This is a genomic window from Rubrobacter aplysinae (assembly GCF_001029505.1).
GTDB classification, from domain to species: domain Bacteria; phylum Actinomycetota; class Rubrobacteria; order Rubrobacterales; family Rubrobacteraceae; genus Rubrobacter_A; species Rubrobacter_A aplysinae.
Genome location: NZ_LEKH01000006.1, coordinates 1 through 18,951, shown reverse-complemented (window position 1 = coordinate 18,951; position 18,951 = coordinate 1). Strand labels below are relative to the sequence as shown.

20 protein-coding genes and 3 tRNA genes are annotated in these 18,951 nt (G+C 62.2%); 16 read left to right on the top strand and 7 right to left on the bottom strand.

All coding sequences use genetic code 11. From position 1 onward, the window contains the following. The first annotated feature begins 71 nt into the window (after positions 1–71). The 3 genes from ABD53_RS16905 (at position 72) to ABD53_RS16515 (ending at position 1,951) form a co-directional block, all read left to right on the top strand. Positions 72–677 (top strand): hypothetical protein, encoded by a 606-nt coding sequence (locus tag ABD53_RS16905; protein WP_152670652.1) that lies wholly within the window; start codon positions 72–74, stop codon positions 675–677. A 158-nt stretch (positions 678–835) separates the two neighbouring features. Continuing rightward, positions 836–908 (top strand) — tRNA-Glu (locus ABD53_RS07670). Between the two features lie 104 nt (positions 909–1,012). Next, positions 1,013–1,951 (top strand): transposase, encoded by a 939-nt coding sequence (locus ABD53_RS16515; protein ID WP_084709415.1) that lies wholly within the window; start codon positions 1,013–1,015, stop codon positions 1,949–1,951. 20 nt (positions 1,952–1,971) lie between these two features. Here ABD53_RS16515 and ABD53_RS16900 read toward each other — a convergent pair whose 3' ends face one another. Then, a complete protein-coding gene (locus tag ABD53_RS16900; protein ID WP_152670651.1) occupies positions 1,972–2,373 on the bottom strand; it encodes a hypothetical protein in 402 nt (133 codons plus the stop codon). Between the two features lie 856 nt (positions 2,374–3,229). On the opposite strand from ABD53_RS16900, the gene ABD53_RS07655 reads away from it, so the two are divergent. The 3 genes from ABD53_RS07655 (at position 3,230) to ABD53_RS07645 (ending at position 4,755) form a co-directional block, all read left to right on the top strand. Next, positions 3,230–3,562, top strand: coding sequence for a hypothetical protein (locus tag ABD53_RS07655; RefSeq protein ID WP_047865197.1), 333 nt, complete (start codon positions 3,230–3,232; stop codon positions 3,560–3,562). A gap of 153 nt (positions 3,563–3,715) precedes the next feature. Further along, on the top strand, positions 3,716–4,375 hold the full coding sequence (locus ABD53_RS07650) for a class E sortase (RefSeq protein ID WP_047865196.1): 660 nt from the start codon (positions 3,716–3,718) through the stop codon (positions 4,373–4,375). Positions 4,376–4,566: 191 nt separating this feature from the next. Continuing rightward, positions 4,567–4,755 (top strand): hypothetical protein, encoded by a 189-nt coding sequence (locus ABD53_RS07645; protein WP_047865195.1) that lies wholly within the window; start codon positions 4,567–4,569, stop codon positions 4,753–4,755. Between the two features lie 83 nt (positions 4,756–4,838). On the opposite strand, the gene argF is transcribed toward ABD53_RS07645, so the two are convergent. Genes argF through argJ form a run of 4 tightly spaced genes read right to left on the bottom strand, consistent with a single transcriptional unit; the run spans position 4,839 to position 9,076 of the window. Further along, complete coding sequence (gene argF, locus ABD53_RS07640) at positions 4,839–5,813, bottom strand: ornithine carbamoyltransferase (RefSeq protein ID WP_084709441.1); 975 nt, start codon at positions 5,811–5,813, stop codon at positions 4,839–4,841. Then, complete coding sequence (locus ABD53_RS07635) at positions 5,813–7,051, bottom strand: aspartate aminotransferase family protein (protein ID WP_235401441.1); 1,239 nt, start codon at positions 7,049–7,051, stop codon at positions 5,813–5,815. The genes argF and ABD53_RS07635 overlap by 1 nt, the downstream gene beginning before the upstream one ends. Before the next feature lie 58 nt (positions 7,052–7,109). Then, complete coding sequence (gene argB / locus ABD53_RS07630; protein ID WP_047865194.1) at positions 7,110–7,880, bottom strand: acetylglutamate kinase; 771 nt, start codon at positions 7,878–7,880, stop codon at positions 7,110–7,112. After that, on the bottom strand, positions 7,877–9,076 hold the full coding sequence (argJ, locus tag ABD53_RS07625; RefSeq protein WP_047865193.1) for a bifunctional glutamate N-acetyltransferase/amino-acid acetyltransferase ArgJ: 1,200 nt from the start codon (positions 9,074–9,076) through the stop codon (positions 7,877–7,879). The genes argB and argJ overlap by 4 nt, the downstream gene beginning before the upstream one ends. Before the next feature lie 130 nt (positions 9,077–9,206). On the opposite strand from argJ, the gene argC reads away from it, so the two are divergent. The 3 genes from argC to ABD53_RS07610 are packed head-to-tail and all read left to right on the top strand — an operon-like array spanning position 9,207 to position 12,026. Beyond that, complete coding sequence (gene argC, locus ABD53_RS07620) at positions 9,207–10,226, top strand: N-acetyl-gamma-glutamyl-phosphate reductase (protein ID WP_160309643.1); 1,020 nt, start codon at positions 9,207–9,209, stop codon at positions 10,224–10,226. 53 nt (positions 10,227–10,279) lie between these two features. Further along, complete coding sequence (locus ABD53_RS07615; protein WP_053057809.1) at positions 10,280–10,759, top strand: arginine repressor; 480 nt, start codon at positions 10,280–10,282, stop codon at positions 10,757–10,759. A 46-nt stretch (positions 10,760–10,805) separates the two neighbouring features. Beyond that, positions 10,806–12,026, top strand: a complete 1,221-nt coding sequence (locus ABD53_RS07610; RefSeq protein ID WP_047865191.1) for an argininosuccinate synthase — start codon at positions 10,806–10,808, stop codon at positions 12,024–12,026. A 293-nt stretch (positions 12,027–12,319) separates the two neighbouring features. On the opposite strand, the gene ABD53_RS07605 is transcribed toward ABD53_RS07610, so the two are convergent. After that, a complete protein-coding gene (locus ABD53_RS07605; RefSeq protein ID WP_152670650.1) occupies positions 12,320–12,760 on the bottom strand; it encodes a hypothetical protein in 441 nt (146 codons plus the stop codon). 43 nt (positions 12,761–12,803) lie between these two features. Between ABD53_RS07605 and ABD53_RS07600 the strand changes: the two genes are divergently transcribed. The 4 genes from ABD53_RS07600 to ABD53_RS16895 all read left to right on the top strand — a co-directional run bounded on the left by ABD53_RS07600 (position 12,804) and on the right by ABD53_RS16895 (position 17,436). Continuing rightward, positions 12,804–13,334 carry a nucleoside deaminase gene (locus ABD53_RS07600; RefSeq protein WP_047865189.1) on the top strand — a complete coding sequence of 177 codons (531 nt, stop codon included), beginning with the start codon at positions 12,804–12,806 and terminating at the stop codon, positions 13,332–13,334. A gap of 356 nt (positions 13,335–13,690) precedes the next feature. After that, positions 13,691–14,191, top strand: a complete 501-nt coding sequence (gene nrdR / locus ABD53_RS07595) for a transcriptional regulator NrdR (RefSeq protein WP_047865188.1) — start codon at positions 13,691–13,693, stop codon at positions 14,189–14,191. Positions 14,192–14,312: 121 nt separating this feature from the next. Next, positions 14,313–16,664 carry a vitamin B12-dependent ribonucleotide reductase gene (locus ABD53_RS07590; RefSeq protein ID WP_235401439.1) on the top strand — a complete coding sequence of 784 codons (2,352 nt, stop codon included), beginning with the start codon at positions 14,313–14,315 and terminating at the stop codon, positions 16,662–16,664. A 91-nt stretch (positions 16,665–16,755) separates the two neighbouring features. Next, positions 16,756–17,436 carry a hypothetical protein gene (locus tag ABD53_RS16895; protein WP_152670649.1) on the top strand — a complete coding sequence of 227 codons (681 nt, stop codon included), beginning with the start codon at positions 16,756–16,758 and terminating at the stop codon, positions 17,434–17,436. Positions 17,437–17,496: 60 nt separating this feature from the next. Here the strand turns inward: ABD53_RS16895 and ABD53_RS16890 are convergent, their stop codons facing one another. Continuing rightward, on the bottom strand, positions 17,497–17,811 hold the full coding sequence (locus tag ABD53_RS16890; RefSeq protein WP_152670648.1) for a hypothetical protein: 315 nt from the start codon (positions 17,809–17,811) through the stop codon (positions 17,497–17,499). A gap of 326 nt (positions 17,812–18,137) precedes the next feature. On the opposite strand from ABD53_RS16890, the gene ABD53_RS07580 reads away from it, so the two are divergent. From ABD53_RS07580 to ABD53_RS07575, 3 genes are all read left to right on the top strand, one after another. Further along, positions 18,138–18,227: transfer RNA gene (locus tag ABD53_RS07580), tRNA-Ser, on the top strand. Positions 18,228–18,309: 82 nt separating this feature from the next. Then, a tRNA-OTHER gene (locus tag ABD53_RS16885) sits at positions 18,310–18,401 on the top strand. Between the two features lie 189 nt (positions 18,402–18,590). Further along, the coding region (locus ABD53_RS07575; protein ID WP_047865186.1) for a hypothetical protein at positions 18,591–18,951 on the top strand (361 nt) is incomplete at its 3' end.

Here is an 18,951-nt window from a genome sequence, read left to right as displayed (position 1 = left end):
AGCTGACATTGACGCCAAAACGACAAAGCGACATTGACGCCAACCCGTGTAGAGGGTATATTGGCCCTACTGTGGACGCCAAACCAAATTCCGAGTTCTTCAGGTATGCCGTAAGCGGTATCCACTCCGAATATGATGAGGAGGTAAGGCAAGCGGCAGCACGGCGTGACGAGAAGATTGAAAAATTCCGCGCGTGGTGGATAGAGAAGTTTGGCGACTCGGAAGAAATCAACGCGGTTTCTCCAAGTGAACACGCAATATCCGGCATATCACAAGAGGACTCAAGGGCCGCAGCTAATGGCTCTGCAAAGCGCACTGAAACCAAGAAGGGGCAAACCGTGCCTCAGAAGGTTGTATGGGGTTACGTTGATAGCACGCTTGCCGACCCTAGCGTGGAGATCATCAGTCAGACGGTAGTCAGAGAGCGAGTCGTGCGAGACTATCCCGAAGCTAAGTTGCCTAGCATCCGATCCGCTATTGCCAATCGTCTAACTGAACTCCACAAACAAGGCAAGCTAGAACTGGTAGAGGAAGCCAGAGGTGGCGAGCCGAACAAGTTCCGCAGAACAGAGGCGGGGCATACAGAATTTTTGCCTAAGCTGGCAGGTGGAGAAACTTCGATTAAAACGAGCAACGAAAGACCGAACGTTGGGGAGAACAATGCGCTGAATTTCTAAAAACTGAGGTCAGGAGTGCTCTAACACCCCTGACCCCTGATAAAAGCCCCGGAAATTTGCCCAAAAACCAGGAGCTTACGTGCGAGTATACCAATTTCAGATACCCGAAACAAGATGTAGGTCGCCAACACAGCCCCTTTTGAGATGAGAGTAACAATGGGGGCGTAGTTTAACGGCAAAACGCCGGACTCTCCAATTCGCGTGATGCGGGTTCGATTCCCGTCGCCCCCACTATTACTCTAGCTGGATTATACCCTAGTTCTGTAGCAGAATTTATCCTGCAAAAGCCGGATTCTACTGGTGTATATGCTTGAGCGGTCAAGTATAATTACTGCATGATAGAGGGAAGCAAATCCCGCTCTTGGACCGCCTACAACGCCGCTCAAGTAGAGGAAAAGGTGCGTTTCACAGAGCTACTTGCCGATCTCTGTAGTGGCATTGAGCAGCCCGAGCAGACTAAGGGTAGACCGCGACTTCCGCTTGCGGATATGGTGTTTGCTAGCGTCTACAAGGTTTATGTCGGTTTCTCGGCAAGGCGTTTTACCTCTGATCTGCAAGAGGCTTACGCTGACGGTTTAATTGACAAAGCCGCCCACTTCAACTCTGTAAATCGGTATCTTGCAGATCCCGCCCTCACTAACGTGCTGAAAGAACTAGTGTCTCTGAGTAGCTTGCCTTTGAAGTCTGTAGAGACTGATTTCGCCGTAGACGCTTCGGGATTCTCCACCAGCACTTTTGCCCGCTGGCACGAGAAGAAGTACGGAAAGAAGGATCAGGGTCGGGAGTGGTTCAAGGCTCACCTTATCTGCGGCGTTCGGACCAACATAGTTACCGGGATGGATATTTCGGGCTGGACACACCACGACTCCTACTTCTTCAAGCCGCTGGTAAAGCAGACCGCCGAAAATTTCCAGCTTCGGGAAGTCTCGGCAGACAAAGCCTACCTCGGCAAGCAGAACATGGATCTCGTGAACGGCTTCGGAGCTACGCCGTTCATCCCCTTCAAGTCAAATACCGTGGTTCCCGAAGACGATTCGACGTGGGCGAAGATGTACCACTACTTCATGTTCAACAGAGAAGGCTTCATGGATCACTACCACCGCCGGAGCAACGTCGAATCCACGTTCAGCATGATAAAGCGCAAGTTCGGAGCCTCGGTAAAAGGTAAGAGCGATACGGCTCAGGTCAACGAGGTTCTAGCCAAGGTCCTCTGTCATAACATCTGCGTCCTGATACTGGCGACTCACGAACTCGGCATAGAGGCAGCTTTCTAAACTTTAGAATCGCCAGTAGATTATCCAAATGCCGCTCTTAGCTCTATCTGTCTTGGCTTTTCATCCTTGTCTAGTTTGTTATTAGCTGTCCCTTGCTCCGCTCCTGCGAGAACTAGAGGGTTCGGAGTGCCAGGTTCTAAACCTTCTCTTTCTACAAAAGTTTGAACGGCATGAACTAGGTGCTCTAGCGGCTCAGGATTAACTTTCTCCCAATAGATAGCCGTTTCCAGGGCTTCACCTTGAATAACTAAGATGCCCTGCTTTTGCCAAGACTCCAATTGCCGTAAGGCAGACAGCCTCTTATATTCGTCTAGTTGGCTCTTTGCTCGTACATAGCGACGCCTTGAAGCTACAGCAGCCCCGAGTGAGACTCCCGCGCAAACACTAGCTATTAGGAAAACAGTGAGATCAAGACTGGTCATCTTTACGCTCCTGTTCCGATATGTACAGGCTGCTTCCACTGCTGATTACCGCCAATACATAAAAGCCTATTGATATCCAGACCACCACGTCTGTATTGGGTTCTGCGGATATCTCGTACTGGCCTGATACAGAGGCGAAGTAGAAGGAAGCGCAGGCTATAACGGCAACGCACGCTAGGGATGCGATTATCTTTAAGCGGCTGAAGCGCCGATCTGTAAGCACCAAGTCCCCTAGTGTTGAAGCCGCCAAACCAACAGCGGGCAACAGCAGCTCTCCGCGTCCTAGTAGGTACATGCGCGTCAAGTCCACAGGGAACGTCGCTGCGTACAGCAGGTTGAAGATAATTGGCAAGAGTGCCAAGAGTACGCTGAATCCCAGCCATTTTCCGAATCTCGCAAGTACAGCGAATCACTCTTTCTAGCAAATTGACGCAAAAAGTTGTTGCGACCAATTGGACAAATCTAGGCGTCCCCATCCCCCTATTGACGGTGCGCGCCATATTGCTCTCCCCGCTATCTTCAACCCTCACCGGGGATACCATGTTCCCTCACCGGAGAATACACGGATTATATCCATAAATTGACTTTTGGTTCAGAGCGGGTTTTTGGTTCAGATTCGCAACTTGAACCAAAAAACTTCCTTTAATTGGCCTTTTGGTGCAAAGCCCCCGTCTGAGGAGCTAACTATAATTGCCGTGACATCGTGACCTCGGACCCCGCTGAGGCAAGCCTCGTCGCGACGAGCCTCCTCTGCTCGTGCCCGGCTGGTACCCACCTTCCTGAAACCCGGTCACAGCCAGCAAGGTTATGATAAACGGGTTGCACTTACGGAAGTTTACGCGGAAGAAGTTCGAGAGTGGAGAGGTTCAAGGTGTTCGAGACGCCGGGAAACGGTAACGGTTACGCGGTGCTGGAGAGGCTGGAGGGCGAGGTGCCCGGATACCTTTCCTACAGCGCCGACGAGGGCGAGGTGGTGTGCGTCTTCGAGGGGCTTGGCGAGGCGGAGGAGTTCTACGAGCGGTGGCGGGCCCAGATCCCGGGCGACGGCTGGCGGGCGGTCAGGCTCGAAAAGGAGGAGCTCGACGACGTGCTGAAGAACTTCGATCTCGTGGTCGTCAACCCGAACCCGGTTCCGGGCTCGCAGGAGTATCTGTACCGGCGGGACGACTTTATGGCCTCGCTTAGGTGAGCCGAGGCACCAAAGCCGGGCGAGATTAGTATAATCTCTGGCCGGGTTCGAGGCGCTCCGGGTCCCGATCGTGGCACGGTAGCGCATCGGACGTTGAAGCCAAGTTCAAAGAACGTTGTACCCACGAGTACCGTGAGAAAGAAGGTTAGACACATGCGGCCGAGAAGCCTCCTACTCATACTGGCCTGCGTAACGCTGGTGTTCGCGCTCTCCGCCTGTGGCTCCTCTGAGGAGTCCGGGTCCGGCGGGGGGCAGGACCAGAGCGGAGATACGCAAAAAGAGGAAGAGAACAAGGGCGAGAAAACGCAGCAGGAAAGCACCAGGCAGAAAGAGAGCACGGAGCAGGCGGCCGCGCCGCAGGACAAGACCCTCAAGGTCTCCGTACCCAAGATGCAGAACGTTAACAACGCCACGATCCCCAACGTCCCCTATACTCAGCAGGCGATCAACAACGGCGTCGCCGAGCAGGGGCTCAAGAACCACGCCGCCATACACGTAGATAGCACCGGCTACCCCTGGCAGGAAGAGGCAAACGTGTACCTTGCCGGGCACGCCCTCGGCTACGAGAATACGCCGAGCTGGCACGCCTTCCGCGACCTCGACAACCTCAAAAAGGGCGACAAGATCTTCGTCGAGGACGCAAACGGCAAGCAGTACACCTACGAGGTCTTCCGCGAGAGCTTCGACGTCGAGCCTACCCAGGTCGAGGTCATACAGCCGAAGGAGGGCCGTAACATCCTGAGCCTCCAGTCCTGTACCCTCCCCGACTACGAGGACCGCGTAATAGTCCAGGCCGAGCTCGTCGAAGCGTAGCCTACAAGCCCAGGTATCGCATCCTCCCGAGGCCCTGGCTCTACGCCGGGGCCTCTGCTGTGAGTCTCCGCTGGATATAGGATGTGACTATCCCGGCGATAAAAATAAAAGATTGGTTTTATGGCAATGCCGGAGATAGATTGTTCGCGTGTAGTTTCGTGCGGGAGTCGGTCTTTCGGGAGGAGTAGAGGATGGTCGCGGTTCATTACCTGGATGCGGACACCGGGGATCGCCTGGGTCAGAGGTTCGAGGAGACGCTGCCCGAGGTGGGGGACAGCGTATCGCTCGACGAGAAGGGTGACTTCTCGGTGATGGGATTCTGGGAGCTGCGGCCCGAGTCCTGCGACGTGTACGCCCGCAGGATCTACTCCGCCGCCTGAGCTCTCTGCACTACTCTACGCTTCGCACCAACCGAGTATTGCCCGGTCCAGGGTGAGGGCCGGGCTCCTCTTTTTTAGCTTGGCTAACCGAGCAAAAGGTAAAGCAGCGATTTCTGGGCGTGGAGGCGGTTCTCGGCCTGGTCGAAGACGCGGCTCCGGGGCCCGTCTATCACCTCTTCCGTGACCTCCTCGCCCCGGTGTGCGGGGAGACAGTGGAGGAAGATGGCCTCTTCCCAGGCGAGGGACATGAGCTCGCCGTTTACCTGGTACGAGGCGAACCTCTCTCTGCGGTCCTCGGCCTCTGACTCCTGGCCCATGCTGGCCCACACGTCGGCGTAGAGGGCGTGGGCCCCGTCGGCCGCCTCGCGGGGGTCCTGAGTAAGCGTGGGCGCTGCTCCGAGGCTGCGGGCGAGCTCGAATACCTCCGGCGCGGGGGCGTGGCCCTCCGGGTGGGCGATGGTCAGCTCCGCGCCGGTTAGCGCGCAGCCTATCGCCAGGGAGTGGGCGACGTTGTTGCCGTCGCCGAGGTAGGCTACCTTCAGGCCCTCCAAGGTGCCGAACTCCTCGTGCAGCGTTAGCAGGTCCGCTAGCCCCTGACAGGGGTGATGGTCGTCGGAGAGGCCGTTTATTACCGGCACGTCGGCGGCCGCCGCCAGCTCCTCTAGCTCTGAGTGGTCGAAGGTGCGGACCATGATGGCGTCTATGTATCGGGCGAGCACGCGGCCCGTGTCCGAGGGGGTCTCGCGCTTGCCCATCTGGATCTCCTCCGGCGAGAGGTGGAGGGCGTGGCCGCCGAGGTTGTACATCCCGACCTCGAAAGATACCCGGGTGCGGTTGGAGGGCTTCTGGAAGACCATCGCCAGCGTCTTGCCGCGCAGGGGCTGGAACGGGATGCTGGAGCGGCGCAGCGTCTTGAGCTTCGCGGCCTCGGTCAGGATCAGGTCTATCTCCCCTGGAGAGAACTCTGCGAGGGTGAGACAGTCGCGCCCGGCGAGCGGGCCGGGGTTGCGGGGCTTGCCCTGGGCCGTCACGGTGGAGCTTGTCTGGGACCGCTGCATCACGCCACCGCCGATCCTGCGGAGCCATCGGGTTCATCTGGCTCCGTTGACTCTCGGGACGGGCCTCCCGCGGCCTCGACCGCCCGCCGCAGCGTATCCAGCGCGCTCCGTATCTCCGACCGTGACACCGTGAGCGGCGGGGCGAGGCGCAGGGTGCCGCCGCCGAGCAGGTTCACGAGTAGCCCGTCGGCCAGGCACCGCTCAAAGACCGCCGGCGCCAACTCATCGCCGAGATCGAGGCCAAGCAAGAGGCCCTCGCCGCGAACCTCGGCCCCCGGCACCTTTGCCGCGACCCGCTCCAGGGCGTGCTTCAGCACGCTGCCCTTGAAGCGGACCTCCGCGAGGAAGTCCGCGTCGGCCACGACGCCGAGCACCGCCTTTACCGCCGCCATCGCGAGCGGGTTGCCGCCGAAGGTCGAGCCGTGATCTCCGGGGCCGATGGAGACGAAATCCTCTCTGGCCAGCAGCGCCCCGACGGGTACGCCGCCGCCGAGGCCCTTGGCGCTCGTGAGGGCGTCCGGGACCACGCCCATCCCCTGGTAGGCGTACAGGTGACCCATGCGGCCCGCCCCGGTCTGGACCTCGTCGAAGACGAGCATCGCACCGTGCTCGTCACAGAGCTCACGCAGTCCCTCCAAAAACCCTTCCGGGGCCGGGTTGATGCCGCCCTCGCCCTGGATAGGCTCGACCAGAATCGCCGCCGTCTGTGACCCGACCTTCTCGCGGGCGGTCTCGAGGTCTCCGAACGGCGCGTAGACGAAGCCGTCCACCAGCGGACCGAACCCCTCCTGGATGCTCTGCTTCGCCGTCGCGGAGAGTCCGCCGTAGGTGCGGCCGTGGAAGCCGCCGGTGAAGGTCAGGATCTCGTGCTTCCCGGGGCCGTGAGCCTCGTGGGCGTGCTTGCGGGCGAGCTTTATGGCGGCCTCGACCGCCTCGGCGCCGGAGTTGCAGAAGAAGGTGCGGTCGAAGTTCGTGTGGCCGGCGAGCAGGCCCGCGACCTCCTTCTGTAGCGGCATCTCGTACAGGTTCGAGCAGTGCAGGAGCTTCTCGGACTGCTCCTTTATCGCGGAGACGAGCGCCGGGTGGGCGTGGCCTATGGAGTTGGTCGCGATCCCCCCGATAAAGTCCAGGTAGCGCCCGCCGGAGTCGTCGAAGAGCCAGCTCCCGCGCCCGCTCGTCGGGGCGACGTTCATGCGCTTGTAGGTCTCCAGTATGGCCGTCTGGCTCACTCCGTCCACTTCAGGGCTCCTTCCGACGCTTCCCATGTTCCCGATGCTTCCCGCGTCCCGATACTCCCTACCTCCCGGATACCAACGTCCCGGCCTTCTCGCCGGAGAGGGCGTCGAGCAGCACGCCTCGTCGCTCTCCGTTCACTATCCGGGCCTCGACCCCGCCCTGCGCCGCCTCGGAGGCCGTGCGCAGCTTCGGCACCATGCCGCCGGCGGCCAGCCCGCTCTCGACGTACCCCTCGCACTCCTCCGGGGTGAGCGAGGAGACCAGCTCTCCGTCCGCCAGCAGCCCGTCCACGTCCGTCAGGAGGAACAGATGCCCCGCTCCGAGCGCGACCGCCAGGGCGGCGGCGGCCGAGTCCGCGTTCACGTTGTACGCGCCCTCCGGGCCCAGACCCAGGGGGGCGACGGTCGGCACGAACCCGCCGTTCAGGAGGGTCTGGATCAGGGCTCCCTCCACCTTCTGTACCTTTCCGACCCGTCCTAGCCCCGGAACAGGGGAGACGCGCAAGGTCGGGCCGTCCGTCCCCGAGATGCCGACCGCCGGGATGCCCAAAGAGTTTAGCCCGCGCCCGAGCGTCTTGTTCACGTGCCCGGCGTAGACCATCTCCGCGACCTCCAGCGCGGCCTCGTCGGTGACGCGCAGCCCCTCGACGAAGTGGCTCTCGACGCCCAGGGCTTCGAGCATCTGCGTTAGCCGGTTGCCGCCGCCGTGGACCAGCACCACGGGCCTCCCGCCGGCGGCCAGATCGCGCACGTCCTCCAGGGCGCCGCCCTCCAGAGCTCCGCCGCCGACCTTTACCACTACCGGGTCCAGAGTTTTTCCCGGCTCGCTCAAGTCCTGTAGCTCCCGTTGATCCTGACGTACTCGTAGGTGAGATCACAGCCCCACGCCGTCGCCGACGCCCCGCGACTCCCGACGACCGCCCGGATCTCGACCTCGTCCCCGGCGAGCGCCCGGTTCGCCGCCTTCTCGTCGTGGGCGACGGGCTCACCGGCCTCGAAGACCTTCACGCCGCCGAAGTACAGCGTGAGCCCCGCCGGGTCGAACTCCGCGCCGGAGTACCCCAGGGCGACCAGCACCCGGCCCCAGTTGGCGTCCTCCCCGGCGACGGCGGCCTTGACCAGACTGCTGCCGACCACCGCCTTCGCGAGCGCGGCGGCCTGCTCCTCATCCCGCGCCCCCTCGACCGTCGCCTCTACCAGCTTCGTGGCACCCTCGCCGTCGCGCGCGATCTCCCGCGCCAGCCGTTTCGTTACCGCCTCTACCGCCTCGACGAACGCCGGGTACTCGGACGAGTCGGCGTTTAGCGGCTCGTTGCCCGCCGCGCCGTTCGCCAGCAGGAGCGCCATGTCAGACGGTGAGGTGTCGCCGTCCACGGTGACGCGGTTGAACGAGAAGTCCACCGTCCGGGCGAGAGTCTCTTGCAGACAGTCGCGGTCCACCGCCGCGTCGGTGGTCAGGAAGGCGAGCATGGTGCCCATGTTCGGGTGGATCATGCCGCTCCCCTTCGCCGTCCCGCCGACGGTAACGTACCCGCCGCCGAGCGGCACCCGAACCGCGGCCTCTTTCGTGCGCGTGTCCGTGGTAAGTATGGCCTCGGCGAACGACGACCCGTCCCGGCTCAACCCTCCGGCCACCTCGGGGATGCTCTCCCGTATACGCTCAATCGGCAGCCGCTCCCCGATAACCCCGGTCGAAGCCACCGCGACCTCCCGCGCGCCGAGCCCCAGCGCCCGGGCCGCCGACTCCTGCATGGCCCGCGCATCCTCCACGCCCGGCGCTCCGGTCGCGGCGTTGGCGTTGCCGCTGTTCGCGACGACGGCCCGCACCGCACCGGCCTCTACCGCCTCCCGCGTTACCGCAAGCGGCGCACCCTCGAAGGCGTTGCGCGTATACACCCCCACCGACACGCACGGCGACTCCGAGTAGAGCAGGCCGAGATCCCGGCCCCCCTCGCCCCGCACGCCGCAGACGATGCCGCACGCCGCGAACCCCTCCGGCGCCGTCGCCCCGCCCGGAGCCTCCTCCATCGGCGGCTCTATGCGAAATGTTGAATCTTTATTCATAAGCCAGCGGGATTGTCGCACCCGGCTCCGGGAAGTTCAACGGGGTTTATGCAAAAACTTGAATAATTATTCCGGGGGTGTTGTAATTGCGGGCATGGGTTTGAAGGTCGGCATCTACGGCGGCAGCGGGTACGGTGGGATCGAGCTTATACGGCTGCTCTCGGTGCACCCGGAGGTGGGTTCCCTGGAGGTCGCCTCGCGGGGTAACGCGGGGCAGAAGATAAGCGGCGTCTTTCCGCAGCTTTCGGCGGAGGGGGAGTTCGTCGCGCCGGAGGAGGTCGAGGCCGCCGGGCTCGACGTGGCTTTCGTCGCGTACTCGCACGGCGAGAGCGCCGAGACCGTAGCCCGGCTGCTGGACGCCGGAGCCGGGCTGGTCGTGGACCTCTCCGCCGACTTCCGGCTGCCGGGCGCATTGTACGCCGAGTGGTACGGTGAGCACCCCGAGCCGGGGCTTATACAGGAGGCGCACTACGGCCTGCCGGAACTCTTCGGCACGCCGGAGAACACGCGGCTAATAGCAAACCCCGGCTGCTACCCGACGGCCGCGACGCTCGCGCTCGCGCCGGTCGTAAAGAGGCTGGACGGGCGGGTGCGGTCGGTAACGGTGAACGCGCTCTCGGGGGTGAGCGGGGCCGGGGCCCGGCCGTCCGGAAAGACCCACTACGTGAGCGCAAACGAGAACGTCTCCGCCTACGGCTTCCCGCGCCACCGCCACGCGCCCGAGATACAGAACGTGCTCGACCGGGTGGGGGAGACGCCGGACGTCACCTTCGTGCCGCACCTGGTGCCCGTAAGCCGGGGCATACTGGAGACGATCACGGTCGAGCCCGAGGACCCTCTGGATCTCCCGACCGCCGAGGAGGCCCTGGGGTGGTACGCCGACGACTACTCGGGCTGGTCCTTCGTCGAGGCCCGCGAGGAGTACCCGCAGATAGCCCACGTTACGGGCACCAACCGCGTGAGGCTTTCCGCGGCGGTGGACGAGACGGCGGGCAAGCTAATACTCTTCTCCGCCATAGATAACCTGCTCAAGGGGGCCTCCGGGGCCGCCGTGCAGAACATGAACCTCGCGCTCGGTCACCCCGAGGAGCTCGGGCTAGAGCACCTGAAGTAGAGGTCGAGGCAGTATAAAAACGATATAAAAGAGAATCGTAGAGGGAGGAACGCTTGGGAGCCACGAGGTCCAACATGGACAAGACCACCCGCCAGGATCTTATACTGCGCCTGATCTCGGAGAAAGAGCTCGGCACGCAGCAGGACGTCGCCGAGGCTCTCGGGGAGGCCGGGGTGGAGGTCGCCCAGGCCACCGTAAGCCGCGACCTGGCCGAGCTCGGCGTCCTCAAGGTCGGCAGCCGCTATCTCGCCCTGCCACACGAGCCCGGCATGGCCGGCATAGAGGTGCTCCCGAGCTTTATCCTGCGCGTCACCCCGGCGCAGCACACGGTCGTCATCCACACCCGCGACGGCACCGCCGGAGCAGTGGCAAACGTCCTCGACCGCGTCCGGGGCCTCAGGATAGTCGGCACCATAGCCGGCCTCGACACCGTTATGGCCGCCGCTCCCGATAGCGCCGCCGCCGAGGAGGTCACCAGCCTCCTCACCGACGTGTGCCGGGCAAAGACCCGGCCCGCCGGAAACATAGATTAACCCTGAACCTTAGCTAGATACTATTAGTATATCTGGAGGTAGAGACTTGCAGGGAGAGAAGGTAGTGCTCGCCTACTCGGGCGGGCTGGACACTTCGGTGTGTCTGAAGTGGTTCGAGCAGCGCGGCGCGGAGCCGTATGCGCTGTATCTGGATCTCGGCCAGGGCGAGCCCGCGGTGGACGTAAAGAAGAAGGCTCTGAATATAGGGGCGGCCGACGCCTTCGTGCGAGACGCGAGGGCCGAGTTCGCCGACGAGTACGTCGCGCCCGCCATAAAGGCGAACGCGATGTACGGTGGGAGGTATCCGCTATTCACCGCACTCGGGCGGCCGCTGATCGCCAAGAAGCTCGTGGAGGCGGCGCGGGAAGTCGGGGCTGAAAATATCGCCCACGGCTCGACCGGCAAGGGCAACGATCAGGTGCGCTTCGACGTTACCACCGCTTCTATCGCGCCGGACCTCAAGGTCGTCGCACCGGTGCGCGAGTGGGGCATGAGCCGCCCGGAGGAGATGGAGTTTGCCCGCGAGAACGGTATCCCGGTGCCGACGACCAAAGAGTCTCCCTACAGCGTGGACGAGAACCTGTTTGGCCGCTCCATAGAAGCCGGTCCGCTGGAGGACCCCGATCACGAGCCCACCCCGGACGTGTTCGAGATGACCGCCGAGCCGGAGGATGCGCCCGACGAGCCGCGCCACGTCGAGATCGGCTTCGAGAAAGGGCTGCCGACGAGCCTGGACGGCCGGGAGATGGCGCTGGTGGATCTCATCCCCGCCCTCAACGTAATTGCCGGCGAGCACGGGTTCGGGCGTATAGACATGATCGAGGACCGGCTCGTCGGGATAAAGAGCCGTGAGATCTACGAGGCCCCCGCCGCCCTCGCCCTGATACAGGCCCACCGCGAGCTGGAGTCCATGACGCTTACCAAGGACGTGCTGCGCTTCAAGGCCCAGGTCGAGCAGCGCTACGCCGAGCTCACCTACGACGGGCTGTGGTTCACCCCGCTAAAGGCCGCGCTCGACGCCTTCATAGACGAGACCCAGAAGACGGCCACCGGCACGGTGCGCCTGAAGCTGTACAAGGGCTCCGCAACCGTCTCCGGGCGCACCGCAGAGAAGCCGCTCTACAGCCAGGACCTCGCCACCTACGACCCCAACAGCACCTTCGACGAGTCCGCAGCCGCCGGGTTCATCGCGCTCTGGGGCCTGCCCGCCCGCCAGTGGGCCGGGGTACACGGGGACGTCGAGAGCGCCCGGCAGAAGGCCGAATAGAGCAGAGCATAGCTTGCCGGAGGTCTTCCGAGTAAACGGCCTCTGGGCCCGGCGGTGAAAGTCTGTCCGGGAGCGGAGGACTGGCCGGGTTCTAGATGAGCGGGATTTGAATGGGCCGCAGCCGGTACGGTATTCAGCACGTCGAGGCCGGCGATTATAGTTTTTGCCCCTACAGGCACCGTGCTTGACCGTATACCGCAGGAAGAGAGCCGCCAGCCCGGGCCAGCCATGCTGGTTGGACTTGTCTCGGTGATTGTAGGATGAGTGTAAGGTCGCGCTTCGTGCAACGGTCTCTAGGGATAACCTAGAGACCAGATCACCTTGCCCTCTTCCGGGCAGTACAGGAAGATTACCCGGGTGCCGCTCTCGTCCAGCTTGATGAGCCGCCACGGCAAGCCCTCCACCGCGGAGGCGAAGCGCCCGCTTCCGGAGGAGATCTCCGCCGCGATGCTCCGGGCGAAGCGTAGATCGTCCAGCAAGCCTCGCTCCTCGTCTACCCGTAGGTCCGAGTGTACCCGTACCTCGAGGTAGCCGTCGGGCGCCTTCCAGAAGTTGACTCCCTGGTAGAGAGCGCATTTACCGTCCAGAAAACTCTGTATCGCGCTCTCGAACCTCAGCCCCCTAGGCTCCAGAAACTCCACCCGGCACACCTCCCCGCAGGCCACGAACATCCAAAGCGCGTTCTCCCCGCACACGATCCATCTCAGGCCCCTCCAGGCTCTCGTCGGACTCATAACTAGGGACGTCTCCCGCGCCCCTGGTTGTTATTATCGGTTGATGTCGCCAGACCTTGAATCCGGGCTCCCGTGTGAGACGGACCAGGCTCTCATGGGCCGGGCCCTCGACGCCGCCCGGGAGGCCGCCGGGCGGGGTGAGATCCCGATCGGAGCCGTGGTCGCCAGAGGGGGGGAGATACTATCCGTGGCGGGCAACGAGCGCGAGGCCTCCAAAGATCCCACCGCCCACGCCGAGGTCCTCGCCCTGCGCCGGGCCGCCGAAACCGTAGGCTCCTGGCGGCTTACCGGCTGTACGCTCTACGCAACCCTCGAACCATGCCCGATGTGCGCCGGAGCCGCACACTCCGCGCGCATCTCGCGCCTGGTCTACGCCGCCCCAGACCCCAAGGCCGGGTTCGCCGGTACCCTCCACGACCTCCCCTCCGACAGCCGCCTCAACCACACCTTCCCCGTCTCCGCCGGGCTCCTGGAAGCCGAGTCCTCCAAACTGCTCCGCGACTTCTTCCGCTGGCGGCGCGGAAGCCCCGAAACACCCTTCGCGGACCCCCAGGCTAATAAACCTCAACCGTAGAAAAAGACTAACGAGCATACAAGTTTAGAGTTAAACTGGTAGTACAGTGTTGCCGCCTGTACTTGAAGGTAAAGGTGTACGATTTGCTGCGAATTTCGCTTTCGACAGCTTTCGTGAAAAGTTTTTGCAAGATTTTTTGGGGCCGCTGCCCGCAGGGTCACGCAGCAGAGTCGCCTTAAAAATGCACCTCGACGTCTCAAGACGGTGGGTAAGGCTAATGTTTAGGGTGAGAAAAGCTCTGTTGCTCTGCAAACATGTGGTGTGCTAGCTTTCCCGAGCACCAGATGTTGGAGTTTGCTGGCTTTTGCTGGTTTTGTTGGCTGTTTACTGGCGTTCGGCTCACTGGAGGTCGAAAGGTGCAGTGTCCATACTGCGATTTCGAGGATACTAAGGTTATAGACTCGCGGCTTTCGGAGAACAAGGACGCCGTGCGCCGCCGCCGGGAGTGTCTTTCGTGCGGGGAGCGTTTCACCACCTACGAGCGGCGTGAGCCGCTCCGGTTGATGGTATTGAAGCGTACCGGCGAGAGCGAGCCCTTCGAGCGGGAGAAGTTCAAGGCCGGTCTTGTAAAGGCTTGCGCCAAGCGGCAGGTGCCCGAGGAGGAGATCGAGTACATCGTGGACGAGGTCGAGGCCGAGCTTCGGGAGCGCCGGCGTCACGAGGTCGCCTCGCGGCGGCTGGGCGACATGGCCCTGGTGCGGCTGCGGAGGCTCGACATGGTCGCGTATCTCAGGTTCGCCTCGGTGTACCGGCAGTACACGGATGTGGATCAGTTCCAGTCCGAGCTGGTTCGGCTCTCAGGGGCCGTCGGGGCTCCGGCCCCCGAGAAGCCGGCGGCGGGTAAGGGGGGCCAGTAGCAGGGGCCGGGAGCAAGAGCGGTAAAAGCGAGAGTAGTAGAAGCGGTAGCGGCGGAGAAGCCGAAGGCCGTAAGACAAGTAAAGTAAGTAAGGCAAGCGTAAGACAAAGGGGAGGATGGCTTTGGAAACGGAGCGCAACGGGAGAAACAGCGGCGTCTCTAGCGAGGCGAGGGACGAGATCATGCAGCTCTCGGATAACGCGGTCGCGGTGCTCAAGAAGCGCTATCTCAAGAAGGACGAGTCCGGGGAGCCCACGGAGGAGCCCATGGACATGTTCCTCCGCGTCGCCTCGAACATCGCCGAGGGCGAGTACAGGTTCAAGCGGGGCGAGGAGGCCGAGGAGCTGTACGAGCGGTCCCGGGAGCAGTTCCTGCGCCTTATGACCAGCCGCAAGTTCATGCCCAACTCGCCGACCCTGATGAACGCCGGGCGCGAGCTACAGCAGCTCTCGGCGTGCTTCGTCTTGCCGGTCGAGGACTCAATAGACGGTATCTACGACACGCTCAAGCACCAGGCGGTCATCCACAAGTCCGGCGGCGGCACCGGCTTCGGCTTCTCCAAGCTCCGGCCCAAGAACGACATCGTAAAGTCCACGATGGGCGTGTCGAGCGGGCCCGTGTCGTTCATGGCTATATACGACGCCTCGACGGACAAGATCAAGCAGGGCGGCACCCGTAGAGGCGCGAACATGGGCATCCTGCGGGTGGATCACCCGGACATCGAGGAGTTCATAAGCTGCAAGCGGGATAACGACCAGATCAACAACTTCAACATCTCGGTCGCCATCACCGACGAGTTCATGGAGGCCGTGGAGTCAGACTCCGAGTTCGCCCTGCGCAACCCGCGCGACGGCGAGGTCCACAGCATGGTGAACGCCCGGGACCTCTTCGGGGAGATAGTCGAGGGCGCGTGGCTCAACGGCGAGCCCGGCGTCGTATTCATAGACCGCATCAACGACGACAATCCGACGCCGCAGTTCCCGATAGAGTCCACGAACCCGTGCTCCGAGGCGCACCTGCCGCCGTATGACTCGTGCAACCTGGGCTCCATAAACCTGGTGAAGTTCGTCGAGAACCCGGGCGCGAGCATGGGCGCAGCGAGCGGCGAGTCCACCATAGACTGGGACGGCCTGCGGGAGACCGTGCGCACCTCGGTCAGGTTCCTCGACAACGTGATCGAGCAGAACAGCTACCCGCTGGCCGAGATCGACGCCATGAGCCGCGGCAACCGCCGCATCGGGCTCGGCGTGATGGGCTTCGCCGACGCCCTGATAAAGCTCGGCATCACCTACGACTCCGAGGAGGGCCTGGCCTTCGCGGAGAAGGTGATGAAGTTCGTGGACGACGAGGCGTGGGAGGCGAGCCGTCACCTGGCCGACGAGCGCGGCGTCATGCCGAACTACGAGGGCACGACCCACGAGCAGCGCGGCGACCTGGTGCGCAACGCCACCGTCACGACCATCGCCCCGACCGGCACCATCTCCATGATCGCGGGCTGTTCCGGCGGCATCGAGCCGCTCTTCGCCGTGGCGTTCATGCGCCGTCAGGCCGACATGGAGCTGCCGGACGTGAACCCCGAGTTCGTGGCGCTCGCCAAGGAGCGCGGCTTCTACTCGGAAGACCTGATGAAGCAGGTCGCCGAGCACGGCAGCGTGCGCGACATCCCGGGCGTCCCCGAGGACGTGCAGAACGTGTGGGTGACCTCCCACGACATCGGCAGCGACTGGCACGTCAGGATGCAGGCCGCGTTCCAGAAGTACACCTCGATGGGTATATCCAAGACCATCAACCTCCCGAACGAGGCTGACACCGGCGACGTGGGCGACGCCTACCTGCAGGCGTACCGTACGGGCTGCAAGGGCATCGCCGTATACCGCGACGGCTCGCGCGAGGCCCAGGTGCTCTCGACGGGATCCACCGGCTCTACCGGGAAATCCGAGGCCCCCGAGGAGCCGCCGACGGGCGCTCCGGCCGACGCGAACACGGGCAACTACATCTCGCTCGCCGAGGCCCGCAACGGGAGACCACGCACGCTATCCGGCGTAACCAAGAAGCTCCAGACCGGCCACGGCCAGCTCTACGTTACGATGAACGACGACGAGTTCGGCCCCCGAGAGTGCTTCGTCGTGATCGGCAAGCCGGGCGGCACGGCGTCCGCGTTCTCCGACGCTCTGGGGCGCATGATCTCACTCGCCATGACCCACGGCGCGAGCCCCGAGGAGGTCCACCACCAGCTCCGGGGTATCCAGGACGGGCACCCGGCCGGGGTCGGCCCGAGCGCGATCCTCTCCGTGCCGGATGGCGTGGCGAAGGCCATCGGAGAGCACTACATGACCCAGGACGAGCAGCGCAGCGGCGGGGCTGAGGCCCGGGAGCTGCCGGTAATAGGGGCCTGCCCGGACTGCGGCAGCGGCCTGACCCGCCAGGAGGGCTGTGTCACCTGCTTCTCCTGCGGCTACTCAAAGTGCAGTTAGTTAGAAGCGTGATTGTAGCTTTGTAATCGTCGAGTCGCGGAAGGGTGTAAGAGTAAGGCTGGGCTTGCACCCTTCTAGAGGAGGAAAGACTGTGCTAAAGGAACGAGTTGAGCCTAGAATATCTGTAAATAAATTGGGCGAGTACGCGGCCACTAACAGTGCAACTCGTCGCCGCCGCATCGTACTGGACCAGAAAAAGCCTAAAGACTTTATCGTATCCAGATATTCTGACGCACAGGATCTTGTAGCTGACTTCCTCTCTGGAAATCTAGACTATGAAGACCTTTTAGACAAAGTAGACGAGTTCCGAAATACGACAGCAAGTACAGACTGGCAAGAGAACAGAAACAAAGTTTGTGCAGAGGCATTGCTTTCTTTTATCGATATGGCTGATAAGCTCGACTTTGGCAGCCTTGTCTTAACCAAAGGCGAACAGACTCCCCCCAGGTTATTAGTACAGAGTGTTTCTGTAAGTATTAAACCAGAGCTGTTGATTACTAAGCACAAACGTTCCGGTGATTCTGTTGCAGGAGCAGTAAAACTGCACATGAGTAAAAGTTACACAATGTCCGATAATGCCGGTTCTTATGCAGCTACTATGCTGCAGCAATTCGTTGAAGCGAATTCTCAATTTCCCTGTGATCGGCGTCTTTGCTATGTAGTAGACGTTTTCGGACAGCGTATATTTACCGCACCTCGATCACACATACGACGGCGCAAAGCCATTGAAGCATCCTGCGAAGAGATAAACAGAGCTTGGCCTGAACTGTAAAGCTAAGTAGTGGTGGAAATCGCGTTATCCAGTCTAGTTGAACCGCTCCGGGGTCAAAGCCTAAGCTCCACAGTAAGTTAGGTTGCAGCCAGCAAATATCGTACCGACTATAAGCGCCGGTACGGCTACCAGCAGCAGGAGGGTTAACCGGAGTTCACCGGTTAGCCCTCCTTGCATTGGGAGGCGCAGCCTCCACGTCGCCAGAGAGGTGATCGCCACGAAGACGATAGTCCCGGCCAGGTAAGGGGAGTAGTAGATGGTCCCGATTAGAGCGGAGTTGGATGGCCAGTAGAGGGTGTTTATGAGCCAGGCCGTGCCCCAGTAGGGTAGAAGAGCAAGGAAACCGCCGATCAAAGAGACGCCGAGGATGGCCAACAGGCGGCTTCGGCTGTGCCCCCACCGAGCAAGATTGGCGACCCACCCGGTACACAGCGTAGCGAGCCACGCCCCCGACAGTAGCGACAGAGGTAAGACCAGGAAGATAGGAATCATAAGTCCCAGGGTGAACACGGGGAAAAATCCCACTATCCCGCCTGCAAAGGCTACCAGCGGTACCCCGATCAGCCACAATGCCTGTCGCGACGCTTTTTTCATATTGTGTGAATAATATCATGCGCTGGGCTATTTACGCTGTGCCGGGAGCAGGCTCGCTATCTAACCGGCAGTTGAACCACCCCGGGGCAGGGTTTAGACTCCGTCGCGGAGAGGTGGCAGAGTGGACTATTGCGGCGGTCTCGAAAACCGTTGTGTCGGTAACCCCGGCACCGGGGGTTCGAATCCCCCCCTCTCCGCACCGCGCCGCGAAGATTTTCCGCTTATCCGTTGAACGTGCCCCGGCTAACCTTTACACTCTCGCCTCTGTAAGGCCCGCGAGGAGAGCGTGGCAGAGTGGCCTAATGCGGCGATCCTTCGGGATCGTCGTGCCGGTACTCCCGGCACCGGAGGTTCAAATCCTTCCCTCTCCGCTATCCGGCCCGGCTGCGGTACCCGCGCCGGGCCTTGTCTCTTTTTCTTACGTTCTTTTTCTCACGTTTCCGGTCCCGGAACCGTTATCGGTCGGGCTGTATGATGCCGGGTATGCTCGGATTGCCCACTCTATACGCCCATGACCCTCCAGCGCGAGCCTTTACGAGTGCTTCCACGGGAGCCTGGGCTTGAGGGGGTACCGGAGCGCCGGTGTCGTGGCGGTGTGGGCGCTGGCGGCGGCCGTTCTCGTGGTGGTGGCCTGGCTCAACTACCGGTACGGCGAGGACTCGCTAACCAGGATCGCGACCGGCTCGATGGACGTACACGCGGACTTCGAGACCTTCTGGGAGTCCGCCTACGCCCTGCTCTCCGGTGAGCCCGTCTACGATACCGGGGCCCGGCTTACTAACCTGACCCCGCCGCTGTGGGTGCTGTTGACGGCGCCGCTGGCGCTCCTGGGCCAGCTGGAAGCGTACCGGCTGTTTACCCTGCTGATGCTCGGCCTGTTCGTCGGGACGCTCTCGTGGATGGCGGGGGAGAGCCGTATCG

Excerpts from the sequence above, each read along its gene's own strand:
- ABD53_RS16515 (WP_084709415.1), top strand. The coding sequence starts at position 1,013 with ATGATAGAGGGAAGCAAATCCCGCTCTTGGACCGCCTACAACGCCGCT.
- ABD53_RS07605 (WP_152670650.1), bottom strand. The coding sequence starts at position 12,760 with ATGAGTCCGACGAGAGCCTGGAGGGGCCTGAGATGGATCGTGTGCGGG.
- ABD53_RS16900 (WP_152670651.1), bottom strand. The coding sequence starts at position 2,373 with ATGACCAGTCTTGATCTCACTGTTTTCCTAATAGCTAGTGTTTGCGCG.
- argC (WP_160309643.1), top strand. The coding sequence starts at position 9,207 with ATGGGTTTGAAGGTCGGCATCTACGGCGGCAGCGGGTACGGTGGGATC.
- ABD53_RS07600 (WP_047865189.1), top strand. The coding sequence starts at position 12,804 with ATGTCGCCAGACCTTGAATCCGGGCTCCCGTGTGAGACGGACCAGGCT.
- argJ (WP_047865193.1), bottom strand. The coding sequence starts at position 9,076 with ATGGAGGAGGCTCCGGGCGGGGCGACGGCGCCGGAGGGGTTCGCGGCG.
- ABD53_RS07645 (WP_047865195.1), top strand. The coding sequence starts at position 4,567 with ATGGTCGCGGTTCATTACCTGGATGCGGACACCGGGGATCGCCTGGGT.
- ABD53_RS07650 (WP_047865196.1), top strand. The coding sequence starts at position 3,716 with ATGCGGCCGAGAAGCCTCCTACTCATACTGGCCTGCGTAACGCTGGTG.
- argF (WP_084709441.1), bottom strand. The coding sequence starts at position 5,813 with ATGCAGCGGTCCCAGACAAGCTCCACCGTGACGGCCCAGGGCAAGCCC.